This window comes from Serinicoccus chungangensis (assembly GCF_006337125.1).
GTDB classification, from domain to species: domain Bacteria; phylum Actinomycetota; class Actinomycetes; order Actinomycetales; family Dermatophilaceae; genus Ornithinicoccus; species Ornithinicoccus chungangensis.
Genome location: NZ_CP040887.1, coordinates 1,140,707 through 1,154,460 on the forward strand (window position 1 = coordinate 1,140,707; position 13,754 = coordinate 1,154,460).

Genomic DNA, 13,754 nt, shown 5'->3' on the forward strand with positions numbered 1-13,754 from the left:
GATGGGTGGGCCCGCCGGACCGACCGCTGACCTGCGCTCGGACACGCTGACCCGTCCCACGACGGGGATGCGGGCGGCGATGGTCGACGCCGAGGTCGGCGACGACGTCTACGCCGAGGACCCGACGGTGGCGGCCCTGGAGGAGCGGGTCGCCGCGCTGCTGGGGCACGAGGCGGCGCTCTTCATGCCGACCGGCTCGATGGCCAACCAGATCGGGCTGCGGCTGCACGCCGGTCCCGGGACGGAGGTCATCAGCGACCACCTCGCGCACGTCCTGCGGGCCGAGCTGGGGGCCGCGGCGGCCTTCTCGGGCATCACCACGCGCAGCTGGGTCGCCGACCGGGGGCGCCTGGACGTCGACACCGCGCTCGCCGTCATGGTGCCCGACGGCGGCGCCTACCAGGTGAGCACCGCGTGCGTCGTCGTCGAGAACACCCACAACTTCGGCGGCGGCACGGTCCAGCCGCTGGCGGACCTGCGGCGGCTGCGCGAGGGGACCCGGGCGGCCGGCGTCGGGGTGCACCTCGACGGGGCGCGCCTGTGGAACGCGCACGTGGCCACCGGGGTGGCCCTGGCGGACTACGGAGCCTGCGCCGACACGGTGTCGGTCTGCCTGTCCAAGGGGCTCGGCGCGCCGGTCGGCTCGCTGCTCGTGGCCTCGGCGGACCGGATCGCGCAGGCGCGGATCCTGCGCAAGCGCATGGGCGGCGGCATGCGCCAGGTCGGTCTGCTGGCCGCGGCCGGGCGCTACGCCCTGGACCACCAGCTCGACCGGCTGGCCGAGGACCACCGTCGCACCGCGACCGTGGCCCGGGCGGTCGGCCGGGCCGCTCCCGGCGTCGTCGACCCCGAGCAGGTGCACACCAACATCCTCGTGCTCGACGTGGGCGCGGCCGGATGGGCCGCCGCCGACTTCGTGGCCGCCGCCGGGGAGCGGGGGGTGCTGGGCTACCCCACCGACGCCCGGCACGCCCGCTACGTCTGGCACCTCGACGTCGACGACCCGATGACCCAGCACGCCGAAGGTGTCCTGCTCGAGCTGCTGGACCGGGGCGGCGTCACTCCGTGACCGACGCCGGGGGCGAGCCAGGCAGCCCGCTGCCCCCCGGGCAGCGGGCGACCCGGACCTGGCGGCCCTCGCACTACGGCCGGGTGCCGCGCCTGGACCCCGACGACTGGACCCTGCGGATCGCCGGTGACACCCTCGACGGCGGGGTCACCGTGCTGACGTGGGACGACCTGGCCGACCTGCCCTTCGTGGAGGTGTCCGCGAGCCTGCACTGCGTCGACCGGCACAGCGTCCGGGACCTGCGCTGGGGCGGCGTGCGGATGCGGGACGTGCTCGCGCTGGCCCCGCCGCACCCGGACGCCGGTCACGTGCTGCTGGCCGCGGCCCGGGGGTATGCCTCCAGCGTCCTCCTCGCGGACCTGCAGCACCCGGACGCCCTCGTCGCGCACAGCGTGCAGGGCGACCCGCTCACCGCCGAGCACGGGTGGCCGGCCCGGGCCGTGCTGCCCCACCTCTACGGCTTCAAGGGCCCGAAGTGGCTCGTCGAGGTGACCTACCACCGGCAGCCGCAGCAGGGGTGGTGGGAGTCGCACGGCTACCACCCGCGGGCCCGGGTGGACCAGGAGGAGCGGTGGGCGCACCAGGGCTGAGGCCGGGTGCCAGCGGCGGCCGTCGGTCCGTCGGGACCTAGACGACAGCGAGCACGACCACCGTGCCCCGGGGCACCTGCTCGCCGGGCTCGACGGACTGCTCGCGGACCGTGCCGAAGAAGCCGCCCCGGACGTCGTCGCGCTCCACGACCAGACCCAGCTCGACGAGCTCCTCCTCCGCCGCGGTGAACTGTCGCCCCACGACCTGCGGGACGCTCACCAGCTCGGGACCCTTCGACACGGTGACGGTGACGGTGCTGCCGCGCTCGACCGTGCCCGAGGTGGGGGCCTGGCTCACCACCGACCCCTCGGCGATGTCCTCGTCGAAGACCCGCTCCGGCGCCACGGTCACGGTGAGACCGGCGTCGACGAGCGCTGCCGTCGCCTCCTGCTCGGTGCGCCCGGTGACCTGCGGCACGGCCACCGGGGCGGGCCCGTCGCTGACGACGACCGCGACCTCGCCCCCGGGGGGCAGCGGCTCGCCGGCCGCCGGCGTGCTGCTGAGGATGCGGCCCTCCGGCTCGCTCTCGTGGTGCTGGCGGGTCTGCGCCCCGAGCGTGAGGTTCGCCCCGCTCAACGCCTCCTGCGCGGACTCGACGCTCAGCCCCGCCAGCGGCGGTACGGCATACCGTTCCGGCCCCTGCGAGACGACCACCGGCACGTCGGTGCCGTGGCGCAGCTGCTGACCGGCCTGCTGCTCGGCGGAGATGACGACCCCGGAGGGCACCTGCTCGGAGTAGGCGTAGCTGATGACAGGGTCGAGCTGCTCGGCGTCGAGCAGGGCACGCGCCTGCGCCTCGGGCAGGTCCACCACGACGGGCATGGGGGAGTGGACCCCGGGTCCGTCCAGCAGCCACCACGCGGCGTAGCCGGCGCCGCCGAGCAGCGCGACCAGCAGCAGGGAGAGCACGACCCCGCCGCGGCGCCGGGACGGTCGTGGCGCCGTCACGCGGGTCGGCGCGGGCGGTCGCGACGGCCGGTTGCCGGTGGTGCGGGCGTAGTGCCCCTCGGCGGGGCCGGGTCTCGACACCGGGAGGTGCCGGGTGGAGTCGCCCGCGCCCGCCACGACCTGGGTGAGGTCCGCGTCGTCGGCGCCCCAGGCCGTCGACCCCGGTGGGGCGGGAGCAGCGTCCAGCTGCGGGTCGTCGAGCTCGCGCAGGCAGTCCCGCATCTGCGCCAGCAGCTGGGCCGCGTCGCGGGGCCGGGCGGCGGGGTCGGTCGCGGCCGCGCGGCGCACCAGGGCGTCGACCGGCGCGGGGACGGTCCCGGCGAGCGCGCGCGGGGAGGGGGTGCTGCCGTGGACGTGCTCGTAGGCCACCCGCAGCGGGTCGCCGCCGGGGAACGCCTTGCGGCCGGTCAGCAGCTCGAAGAGGAGCAGGCCGACGGCGTAGACGTCGGTCCGGGCGTCGACGGCGTCCTGCTCCACCTGCTCGGGGGCGAGGTAGGCGGCCGTCCCCCACACCAGCTCCGAGCTCGCCTGCCGGCCCGCGGCGGACACCGCCCGGGCGAGCCCGAAGTCGGCGACCTTGACCCCGCTCTCGCGGCCGTCGGCCAGCAGGACGTTCTCGGGCTTGATGTCGCGGTGCACCAGGCCGCGCCGGTGCGCCTCGGCCAGCGCCTCGGCGACCGGCAGCAGCAGGGCCATCGCCCGGCGGGTGGACATCGGCGCGTGCGCGGTGATGACGTCGCGCAGCGTCGGGCCCTCCACGAGCTCCATCGCGAGGAAGACGACGTCCCCGTCCTCGCCCTGGTCGTAGACCCCCACGACGTGGGGGTGGGACAGGCGGGCGGCGGCCCGGGCCTCGGCGACGAAGCGCCGTACGAAGGCGTCGTCCTCGGCGAGGTCGGGACGCATGACCTTGAGCGCGACCGGACGGTCCAGGCGCAGGTCACGGGCGCGGTAGACCGTCGCCATGCCACCGCGGGCGAGCTCGCCCTCCACCTGGTAGCGACCGTCGATGACGCGGTCGAGGAGGGTGGAGGTCGGGGCGGTCACGCCCCAGAGTCTACGGAGGGCGGCCGTCCGACCGTGGGACGTGCGCCGTCGGTATGCCCGCGGCCGGGCCTCAGAGGGTCCGCTGGAAGTGCTTGATGTTGCGGACGTACTGCCGGGTGTCGGCGAACAGACCGTGCTGGCGCACGCTGGCCAGGCCCTGGTAGTAGCCCCCGATGGCCTCGTCGGTGCTCCCGGCCGAGCGCAGCAGGGTACGCATGATGACCACGCCGGCGGTGACGTTGTCCTCGGGGTCGAGCAGGTTGAGCTCGCGCCCCACGAGCCCGGAGGCCCACTGGCCCGAGCTCGGGATGACCTGCATGGCGCCGATCGCGTTGGCGGGGGAGACGGCCCGGTGGTTCCAGCCCGACTCCTGGTAGGACAGCGCCAGCATGAGGGTGGGGTCCACGCCGTGGCGCTCGCTGGTCCGGACGATGAGGTCGCGCACGGCGGACCGGCTCGGCACGTCGACCTCGGCGAGGTAGTCGCGGTTGGCCGCGGCCGACCGGGCGATGCCGTCGCTGTAGCGGTAGTGCAGGAAGGTGTCCGGCACCTTCTCCCCGGCCCGGTGGTCCCCGATGGTCGACTCGTCGTACGGGCGGTCCAGAGCGGTGGTCCGGGTCGTCCCCACGCTCGCGGCCTGGCTGGACCCGCCGAGGCGCAGCTTCTGGCCGGGGTAGATGAGCCGGGTGTCGGCCAGGCCGTTGGCCCTGGCGATGTCGGCGACGGTGACGCCGTGCCGCGCGGCGATCCCGCTGAGGGTGTCACCGGCCCGCACCGTCACGCTGCGGGCCTTCGACGAGGAGGTGGGTGCGGCAGGCGCCGCGGTGCCGCCGGAGGGACGCTGCTGCTCCGCGGCGGTCCCGGGCAGGCGGAGCACCTGGCCGGGGTAGATGAGCCGGCTGTTGGCGATGGAGTTGACCGCGACGAGGTCCTTGATGCTCACGCCGTGACGCACCGCGAGGTGGGAGAGGGTGTCGCCCGCACGGACCGTGACGGTGCCCTTCGCCGCGGGCTGCTTCCCGGTCGCGGGGGACGAGGAGGGTGAGGGCGCCGGGGTGGACGTGGCCGTCCCGCCGCCGGAGGGGATCCGCAGCGTGGTGCCGGGCATGATCCACCGCCCGCCGTCGCGCAGGTCGTTGGCGCGGACGATGGCCCGCGCGCTGACGTCGTACCGCTCGGCGAGGTCGTAGACGGTGTCACCGGGCGCGACCGTGTGCGTGGTGTCCTTCCGGGTCCGCACCACCGTGTCCAGCGGTGCGGTGGCGTGCACGCCGGTGGGCGCGACATAGGCCAGGGACGGCAGGTCGCCCGGGGGCAGGGCGGCGAAGAGCGGGCTCACGTCGTTCCTCCAGTGACGGCTGTGAAGCACGGTAGATGGGACACTCCCGGGACGTGGGGGGACAAGGTGACCCGTGAGGCATGAGGGACAGTACCTTGCTGGCGGGAGGACCGCCACCCTTTCGGCGTGTCGTGCCATGTGATTGACTAGGAGATGTGGTAAGTGACAGCGATGTAATTTCTGAGTGGTGGACCATCCCCGACGTGATGGAGCGCACCGGCGTGAGCCTGCAGCAGGCCCGGCGCTGGGTGCAGGAGCGCGATGTCGTGGCGCTGAGGCGAGGCCCCGACGCGGTGCTGATGGTCCCGGCCGGCTTCTTCGTCGACGACGGGCCCCTCCCGGCGCTGCGCGGCACCATCACGGTGCTCGCCGACGGTGGCCAGAGCGACGAGGAGATCGTCGCCTGGCTCCACGCGCCGGACGACTCGCTGACGGGTGGCAGCGCGCTCGCCTCCCTGCACGCCGGGGCGAAGACGGAGGTGCGCCGCCGGGCGCAGGAGCAGGCGTTCTGACGGCGCCCAGGCGCTCCGGTCGGCTCAGGTGGACCGCTGGGTGCAGACCGCCACGAGCTCGGTCAGCGCCTCCCGGCCCTGCTGGGTCAGGTCCGGTGCGCCGCTGATCTCGACCAGGGCGCGCTCCGCTCCCCGGTCGACCATCTCCTCGGTGCGCTCCAGGGCGCCGGAGTCCACGAGCACGTCGCGCACCCGGTCCACGGCGTCCTCGTCGAGGTCCGGGTCGCCCAGGGCGTCCTCGAGGAGCTGTGCCCCGGCCGGGCCGGCCTGCGCGAGGGCGTGGGCGACGAGCACCGTGTGCTTGCCCTCCCGCAGGTCGTCGCCGGCCGGCTTCCCGGTCTGCTCGGGGTCGCCGAAGACGCCCAGGACGTCGTCGCGCAGCTGGAAGGCCTCGCCGAGCGCGGCCCCGTAGCGGCCGAGGGACGACCGGGTCTGCTCGCCCACCCCCGCGGCGTCCGCGCCGATGAGCAGCGGCTGCTGGACGGAGTAGCGCGCGCTCTTGTAGCGGATCACCGTGAGGCAGCGCTCCAGCCGCTGCTCGAGGTCCAGGTCGCGCCAGCCACGGGCTCCCTCGAGCATGTCGAGGAACTGACCGCCCATGAGCTGGGTGCGCATGCGGTCGAACTCGGGTCGCGCGCGGCGCAGGGCGTCCTCGGGGAGCCCGCTGGTGCTGAAGACCTCGTCCGTCCAGTTGAGGCACAGGTCGCCGGCGAGGATGGCGGCGGCGTGGCCGAAGGAGTCCGGGTCGCCGGACCACCCGTGCTCCCGGTGGTGGCTCGCGAACCGGCGGTGGGCGGTCGGGTGCCCGCGCCGGAGGTCGCTGTGGTCCATGACGTCGTCATGGAGCAGCGCCGCGGCCTGGAAGATCTCCATGGCGCTCGCGGCCCGCACGGCGGCGGGGTCGTCCGGCCCGCCCAGGGCGCGCCAGCCCCAGTAGAGGAAGGTGGCACGCAGGCGCTTGCCGCCGTTCAGCAGCTCGGCGATCGCCTCCAGCAGCGGGGTCATCGGAGGTCCCAGCTCGTCCAGGACGGCGCGCTGCCGCGCGAGCTGCTCGTCGAGAGCCTGCTGCACACGGGGGCGCAGGTCCACGCGGTCCAGGGCCTGCATCACGGATCCTCTCGTCCCTCGGCGGGTCTGTCGGCGGTGCCGGGAAGGGTGGTGCGTCCCGGCTGTGCGGGCCGGCTCCGAGCCTATCCGCTGCGGCGCGCGGCCCGGGCCGCCCCCTCCTGCGGCCCGGGCCCCGCCCTCATGGTCGTGCTCGGGGCGTGTGCCGCGCCGACGTTGTCCACAGGGTGGGGCCGTCGCGAGGGAGGGGTTGAGTCCGTCGGTGGTGAGTCGTACATTTGTCCTATCGCCGGAGTCGAACACAAGTTCGATCGACGGGCCGTCGTCGCACGGCCACACACACGGAGGAGGTGCCGGTCATGAGCAGGAGCTACCACGAGCCGGTCGAGGTCAGGCTGGGCCGGGCGCAGGAGCACGGTGTGCGGATCGAGACGGCGCTGCCGGTCGGGGTGGCCGACGACCGGGAGCCCTCGGACGACCTCGACCCCCAGGTCCCGGCCGTGTTCCTGTGGCGCGGGCGGCTCCACCTCGTCCGGGCGGTCCTGGGGCAGTGGAGCCTGCGCGTGGCGTGGTGGCGGACGGAGGACCGGGACGGTCCGCCCGCCGGCCCTGACCTGCCCCGCCTCGGCGGGGGGCCGGGCGGCGAGCAGCTGGAGCGGGTCGTCTGGCGGGTCGAGGCCGGTGCGGGGCGCTCGGCAGGGACGGGGGTCTACGACCTGGTCCAGGGCGAGCGGTGGTGGTTGGAGCGGGTCGCCGACTGACCGGCGGCACCACGCGCGTCAGCGGGACCGACCGGCGGGCGCAGGAAGCACGAGCACGAGGACCACGAGGACCACGAGGACCACGAGAGGACGACAGGATGACGACCATCGAGACCGGGGCCAGCGCAGGCGCGGTGCTGGACCTGCTGGAGCGCTCGCGCGGGGTGCTGCTGCAGGCCTGTCACAGCGGGACGGCGGCGGAGCGCTACACCCAGGCCCACCTGTCCGCGCTGCGGGCCGGGGCCGCGTTGCTGGCCGCCCGCACGACGCCCACGCCCGGCCGACGCGGCCGACCCCGCAGCGTCTGGGAGATGCTCCCCCCGGTGGCGCCGGAGCTGACCGAGTGGGCCGCGTTCTTCGCCGCGTCCGGTCGCCGCCGGGTGGCGCTGGAGCGGGGAGCGACCCACGCCGCCGTGACGACGCGGGAGGCCGACGACATGGTGCGGGCGGGGGAGCGCTTCCTCGAGCTGGTGCGGGCCTCGCTCCACCTGCCGTGCGAGACCTCGCTGCACTCCGAGCTGACTCCGCTGGGCCACGGGTGAGACCGGCCGTGCCGACGGGACCATCGACGGCGACGGCGGGTGACGACTTCGTCCACCTGCACGTCGCGTCCAGCGCCTCCATGCGCTACGGCGCCTCCCACCCGGTCGACCTGGTGCGGCGCGCGGCCGAGCTGGGCCAGTCCGCGCTGGCCCTGACCGACCGCGACGGGCTCTACGGCGCGGTGCGCTTCGTCCGGGCCTGCACCGAGGCGGGGATCGCCCCGGTGCTGGGGGTGGACCTCGCCCTGGCGGGATCACCCTCCGGGACGGGCGCCGGGCGAGGGGCCACCGGTCCCGCGCCCACCCCGTTCGTCACCGGGCTGCGTCCGACGGTCCCGGGCGGGCAGGGCCGGGTGGCGCCCGGACGGGGCTGGGGGGAAGGTCTGGACGTCCGACCGGACCGGCGTGGCCCGCGGAGCCCGGTCAAGGGAGGCTCCCTCGTCGACGACCAGCAGCCCCGGGTGGTGCTGCTGGCCCGCGGTCAGCGCGGCGGCGCCGAGGCGGGGGCGGGCTGGGCCAGGTTGTGCCGGCTGGTGACGCACACCCATCTCTCGGGCGAGCGGTCGGTGCCGCGGGTCACCCCCGAGCTCATCGCCCGGGCGGCGGCCGGGGCCGCCGGGGCCTGCCCGGTCGTCCTGCTGCTGGGGCCGGACTCCGACGTCGGGAGGGCGCTGCTGGCCCGCCGGCACGACCTGGCCCGACGGCTGCTGCTGGGGTGGACGAGGCTGCTCCCGGCCGGGGCGGTCCGGGTCGAGGTGGTCTGCCACGGAGGTCCGGAGGGCACGCCGGGGAGTCTGGCCCACGCGACCTCGGCGTGGGCGCTGGCGCGGGAGGTCGGGGTGCCCGCCGTGCTCACCGCGGCCGTCCGGCACGTCCGTCCCGAGCAGGCGCGGGTCGTGGACGTGCTCGACGCCGCCCGACGACGGGTCGCGCTCGACGAGCGCCACCTCGACCGGGTGAGCAGCGCCGGCCACCTCGCGGGGACGGCCGTCATGCACGGGCTGGCCCGTCAGCTGGAGCGCGCGGCGGGCCCCGGTGCCCGCGCCGAGGAGCTCCTGCGGGACACCCTGCAGCTGGCTGCCGACTGCCACCAGGACGCCCGCTCCGACCTCGGGATCGGAGGGGTGCACCTGCCGGAGCCCGAGGTGCTCGGGGTGCGGGGGGTGGGGCAGGCGCACCAGGTCCTCACCGAACGCTGCACCCAGGCGGTGGGGGGTCGCTACCCCGGTGCCGGGGGACGGTTCGACCAGCAGATCCGCGACCGCCTCGAGCAGGAGCTGGGGGTGATCGCCGGGCTGGGCTACCCCACCTACTTCCTCACCGTCGCCCAGGTCTGCGACCTGATCCGGGACCAGGGGGTGCGGGTCGCGGCGCGCGGTTCCGGGGCGGGGAGCCTGGTGGCCTACCTGCTCGGCATCAGCGGCGTGGACCCGATGGAGCACGGCCTGCTCATGGAGCGGTTCTGCTCCCCGCTGCGGGCCCAGCTGCCGGACATCGACATCGACGTCGAGTCGGCCCGGCGCACCGAGATCTACGAACGCATCCTCGAGCGGTTCGGGTCCGAACGGGTGACCTGCGTGTCGATGACCGAGACCTACCGGGTCCGGCACGCCGTGCGCGACGTCGCGGCGACGCTGGGCCTGCCCCCCGGGGAGATCGACGTGATCGCCAAGGCCTTCCCCCACATCCGGGCCCGCGACGCCCGGGCGGCCATCCGGGACCTCCCCGAGCTGCGGCGCCAGGGCCTGGACGCGCCCCGGATGCGCGTCCTCATGGAGCTGGTGGAGGCCCTCGACGGGCTGCCGCGGCACCTCGCGATGCACCCGTGCGGGGTGGTGCTGTCCGACACCGGGCTGCTCGACCGGACGCCGGTCGAGGCGAGCTGGTTGGGCTTCCCCATGAGCCAGTTCGACAAGGACGACGTGGAGGAGCTGGGGCTGCTCAAGCTCGACGTGCTGGGGATCCGGATGCAGTCGGCCATGGCGCACGCCGTCGACGAGGTCGCGCGGCTGGACGGGACCCGCCTCGACCTGGACGACCGGGCCCAGGTGCCGCTCGACGACCCGGACACCTTCGCCCTGGTCCAGTCCACCCGCACCCTCGGCTGCTTCCAGATCGAGTCACCGGGCCAGCGCGAGCTGGTGGGCAAGTTCGCCCCGGAGACGTTCTCCGACATCATCATCGACATCTCCCTCTTCCGGCCCGGCCCGGTGAAGTCCGACATGATCCGGCCCTTCCTCCACGCCCGTCAGGGCTGGGGCGAGCCGGAGTACCTCCACCCCAGCCTGGTCCCCTACCTCGAGCAGACCTGCGGGGTCGTGGTCTTCCACGAGCAGGTGCTGCAGATCGTCGCCGAGACGACAGGGGTGTCGCTGGCCCAGGCCGACGAGGTGCGCCGGGCGATGGGCAGCCCGGCCGGGCAGGAGGAGGTCAAGGTGTGGTGGTGCGCCGCGGCGGCGGACCGGGGCTACCGCGCCGACGAGGTGGACCGGATCTGGGAGGTCCTGGCCGCCTTCGCCTCGTTCGGCTTCTGCAAGGCGCACGCGGCTGCCTTCGCCCTCCCGACCTACCAGTCCGCCTGGCTCAAGACCCACCACACGGCCGCCTTCCTCGCCGGTGTCCTGACCCACGACCCGGGGATGTACCCCAAGCGGCTCATCCTGGACGAGGCCAGGAGCATGGGGGTCCACGTGCTCGGTCTCGACGTCAACGCCTCCGGCGCGACCTACCGGGTCGAGCACGTGACGCCCACGTCGACGGCCGGGGCACCCTCCTGGGACGAGGCGGTGCCGGGGGGCGGTTCGGCGGGCGGTGGGGCACGGGGCACGCTGCGCCGTCCGCCCGACCGGGTCGACGCGGTCATGGCCGAGGTCGAGCGGCGGGCCGCCGGGTACGGCATCAGGCTGTCCCTCTCGGACGTCAAGGGCATCACCGAGGACGAGGTCGGCAGGATCGTCGCGGGACAGCCCTACGACTCCCTGTCCGACCTGTGGCACCGGGCCCGTCCCAGCCGCCCCACGGCCGAGCGGCTGGTGCTGGCCGGAGGACTGGACGAGCTGCACCGGGTCGGTCGGTGCAGTCCGCGGACCCGCGGCGCAGGCCACCGGGCCACCGCTGGTGCCGGGGGAGCCCCGCGCACGAGCCTGACCCGTCGCGACCTGATGCTCCACGTCCGCGACCTCGATCAGTGGTCCCGGCACGCGAAGGGGGCGCGCGGAGCCTCCCGCGCCGGACGCCGGCGCCCGGCACCGGTGATCGAGGCGGGCGAGGTCGCCACCCGGGCGGAGAGCCAGGCGGCGGGCCGACGCTCGTGGCACGAGACCGGTGGCGCCGCGCCGACCCAGCTGACCCTCGAGCTCGGCGACGACCCTGCGCCGCTCGTCGGCAGCGGGCTGCCGGAGATGAGCCCGTCCGAGCAGCTCCGGGCCGAGCTGGAGGTGCTCGGCCTGGACGTCAGCAGCCACGTGGTGGAGGGCTTCGGGCCCATGCTGGCCGAGCTCGGGGTGACCCGGGCGCGCGACCTGCTCTCCTACCGGGGTGGTGCCGAGGTGCTGGTCGCCGGAGCCAAGGTCGCCACCCAGACCCCCCCGGTGCGGTCCGGCAGGCGCGTCGTCTTCCTCACCCTGGACGACGGCAGCGGACCGGCCGACGCGACGTTCTTCGAGGACGTCCAGGGTCCGTTCGCCACCACCGTGTTCCACTCCTGGCTGCTCCTGGTGCGCGGCGTCGTGCGCCGCACCGGGCCCAGGGGGGTCTCGATCAGGGCCACCGCCGCCTGGGAGCTGGGCGAGGTGGCGCAGGCCTGGGAGCACGGCGGTCCGGCGGCGGCCCACGCGCTCATGGAGCGGTCCGTGCAGCAGGCGACGCTGCTCGCGCAGGAGGCCGAGGCCGTGTCCCGGGAGGCGGCCTCGGCGGACACCCCGCCCGGGCGGCGCGTGCTGGTCCATGCCTCGGGCTTCGTGCAGTCGCCCTACGCCGACATCGCCCCGGCCGGCGAGGCGACCCGGCAGCCGGGCGGCAAGCTGTGGCACTCCAGCCCCGGGAGCTCGGGGTGGTGAACGTCACGCTCGCGGCTCCCGCAGCCCCTCCGGCGGGTGCCCCCGGCCAGGGGGGCGCGCAGACCCCGGGAGAGCTGGCGGACCGGGCGACCGGCGACGCCGGTCGGGGCTGGGTGCTCCACGTCGACATGGACGCCTTCTACGCCGCGGTCTCGCTGCTGGACCACCCGGACCTGCACGGTCGACCGGTGGCGGTGGGGGGTGGCTGGCGCAGCGTCGTGCTGTCGGCGAACTACGAGGCCCGGGCCTACGGCGTGCGCTCCGGCATGCCGATGGCCACGGCACGTCGCAGGTGCCCACCGCTCGTGGTGGTCCGGCCCGAGCCCGACCGCTACGCCCGGGTCTCCGAGGCGGTCATGGCGATCTTCGCCGAGGTCACGCCCCTGGTCGAGCCGGTCTCGATGGAGGAGGCCTTCCTCGACATCTCCGCCACCGGCCGGCGTTGGGGTGGCCCGGAGCGCATCGGCAGCTGGATCAGGGACACCGTCGCCGACGAGCAGGGGATCACCTGCTCGGTCGGCGGTGCTCCGTCCAAGGCCGTCGCCAAGATGGCCTCGCGCGCGGCCAAGCCGGACGGTATGCGGCTGGTCACCCGGGACGAGGTCGTCCCCTTCCTGCACCCGATGCCGGTGGGTGCGTTGTGGGGGGTGGGGGAGTCGACCGAGGCCGAGCTGCACCGGCTCGGGCTGCACACGGTCGCCGAGCTGGCGCACGTGCCGCTGGCCACGCTGCGGCGTGCCCTGGGCGAGCAGCACGCCACCCGGTTGCACACCCTGGCGTGGGGCACCGACGACGACCCGGTGGTGGCCCGTCGACGGGAACGCAGCGTCGGGTCGTCCGAGACGTTCTCCCAGGACGTCGACGATCCCCAGGTCGTCCGTCGCCAGCTGCTGCACCTCGCCGAACGCACGGCGAGCCGGATGCGGCACGCCGGGGTGCTCGGGCGCACCGTGGTGCTGACCGTGCGGTTCTCCGACTTCACCACGATCACCCGCTCACGCACCGTGACCAGCCCCACCGACGTCACCCGGGAGGTGCACGCGGTCTCCTGCTCGCTGTATGCCGCGCTGGGCCTGCAGCGCGCCCGGATCCGCATGCTGGGCGTCCGGGTCGAGGGCATCACCGAGGCGGACCGGACCCTCGTGCAGGGCCGGCTCGACGAACCGGAGAGGGGGTGGCGCGAGGCGGAGCGCGCGATGGACCGGGCCGTGGCCAGGTTCGGGCTGCAGGCGGTGCGACCAGCCAGTCTGCTGGTCCGTCAGCCATGATGGAACTCCGGGTAGTGCTCCGTCCGTTGACGTCTTATCCTGGAACTCAGCAACGTGGCGTCGGTCCCGTGCCGCAGGTCGCCGACCCACCATTCGCACCACCGGAGGTGAACGTGCCGCTCTCAGACCACGAGCAGCGTGTGCTCGAGCAGATGGAGCAGGCCCTCTACGCCGAGGACCCCCGGCTGGCGAGCCAGCTCAAGCGGTCCGCCAGCGCCGGAGGTGCCGCCGGGCTCGACCGGCGTCGTCTGGTGCTCGGTGTCCTCGTCGCCCTGGGCGGTCTCGCCCTGGTGGTCGTGGGCGTCATGTCCTCGATGATCTGGATCGGCGTGATCGGATTCCTCGCCATGGTCCTCGGTGGTGCCTGGGCCGCCTCCCCGACCCGGTCGACGTCCGCGCGCAGCGCCGGGCAGCTGGGGGTCGTCGGCAAGGACGGCTCGGTGCGCAAGCCGACGGCGGGGGCCCGCCGGAGTCCCCGGCAGGGCACCTTCATGCAGCGGATGGAGCAGCAGTGGGACCGACGGCGGGAGCAGGGTTCCTGAGTCCCGACACCG

At 74.9% G+C, this 13,754-nt stretch carries 11 protein-coding genes; 8 read left to right on the forward strand and 3 right to left on the reverse strand.

All coding sequences use genetic code 11. From position 1 onward, the window contains the following. Window position 1: 1 nt before the first annotated feature. Together FHD63_RS05145 and FHD63_RS05150 are read left to right on the forward strand one after the other, a co-directional pair. Complete coding sequence (locus FHD63_RS05145) at window positions 2-1,069, forward strand: threonine aldolase family protein (RefSeq protein WP_139720682.1); 1,068 nt, start codon at window positions 2-4, stop codon at window positions 1,067-1,069. Then, the gene (locus FHD63_RS05150; RefSeq protein WP_139720684.1) at window positions 1,066-1,659 is read left to right on the forward strand and encodes a molybdopterin-dependent oxidoreductase; all 594 of its coding nucleotides are present in this window, start codon (window positions 1,066-1,068) and stop codon (window positions 1,657-1,659) included. Before FHD63_RS05145 ends, FHD63_RS05150 begins: the two co-directional genes overlap by 4 nt. A gap of 37 nt (window positions 1,660-1,696) precedes the next feature. Here FHD63_RS05150 and pknB read toward each other — a convergent pair whose 3' ends face one another. Both pknB and FHD63_RS05160 read right to left on the reverse strand, forming a co-directional pair. After that, complete coding sequence (gene pknB, locus FHD63_RS05155; protein WP_139720686.1) at window positions 1,697-3,655, reverse strand: Stk1 family PASTA domain-containing Ser/Thr kinase; 1,959 nt, start codon at window positions 3,653-3,655, stop codon at window positions 1,697-1,699. Between the two features lie 70 nt (window positions 3,656-3,725). Then, the gene (locus tag FHD63_RS05160) at window positions 3,726-4,994 is read right to left on the reverse strand and encodes a LysM peptidoglycan-binding domain-containing protein (protein WP_158296708.1); all 1,269 of its coding nucleotides are present in this window, start codon (window positions 4,992-4,994) and stop codon (window positions 3,726-3,728) included. A 155-nt stretch (window positions 4,995-5,149) separates the two neighbouring features. On the opposite strand from FHD63_RS05160, the gene FHD63_RS05165 reads away from it, so the two are divergent. After that, window positions 5,150-5,506 (forward strand): Rv2175c family DNA-binding protein, encoded by a 357-nt coding sequence (locus FHD63_RS05165; RefSeq protein ID WP_238705774.1) that lies wholly within the window; start codon window positions 5,150-5,152, stop codon window positions 5,504-5,506. A 24-nt stretch (window positions 5,507-5,530) separates the two neighbouring features. Here the strand turns inward: FHD63_RS05165 and FHD63_RS05170 are convergent, their stop codons facing one another. Continuing rightward, window positions 5,531-6,613 carry a polyprenyl synthetase family protein gene (locus tag FHD63_RS05170; RefSeq protein WP_139722989.1) on the reverse strand — a complete coding sequence of 361 codons (1,083 nt, stop codon included), beginning with the start codon at window positions 6,611-6,613 and terminating at the stop codon, window positions 5,531-5,533. A 317-nt stretch (window positions 6,614-6,930) separates the two neighbouring features. On the opposite strand from FHD63_RS05170, the gene FHD63_RS05175 reads away from it, so the two are divergent. The 5 genes from FHD63_RS05175 to FHD63_RS05195 all read left to right on the forward strand — a co-directional run bounded on the left by FHD63_RS05175 (window position 6,931) and on the right by FHD63_RS05195 (window position 13,742). Further along, entirely contained in the window at window positions 6,931-7,332 is a 402-nt protein-coding gene (locus FHD63_RS05175; protein WP_238705775.1) for a DUF6504 family protein, read from the forward strand. 98 nt (window positions 7,333-7,430) lie between these two features. Then, complete coding sequence (locus FHD63_RS05180) at window positions 7,431-7,874, forward strand: SAV_6107 family HEPN domain-containing protein (RefSeq protein ID WP_139720690.1); 444 nt, start codon at window positions 7,431-7,433, stop codon at window positions 7,872-7,874. A gap of 8 nt (window positions 7,875-7,882) precedes the next feature. Then, window positions 7,883-11,932, forward strand: coding sequence for a DNA polymerase III subunit alpha (locus FHD63_RS05185; protein WP_275100633.1), 4,050 nt, complete (start codon window positions 7,883-7,885; stop codon window positions 11,930-11,932). Window positions 11,933-12,045: 113 nt separating this feature from the next. Further along, window positions 12,046-13,200, forward strand: coding sequence for a DNA polymerase IV (dinB, locus tag FHD63_RS05190; RefSeq protein WP_139722992.1), 1,155 nt, complete (start codon window positions 12,046-12,048; stop codon window positions 13,198-13,200). A gap of 113 nt (window positions 13,201-13,313) precedes the next feature. Further along, window positions 13,314-13,742 carry a DUF3040 domain-containing protein gene (locus tag FHD63_RS05195; RefSeq protein WP_139720692.1) on the forward strand — a complete coding sequence of 143 codons (429 nt, stop codon included), beginning with the start codon at window positions 13,314-13,316 and terminating at the stop codon, window positions 13,740-13,742. Window positions 13,743-13,754 lie beyond the last annotated feature (12 nt).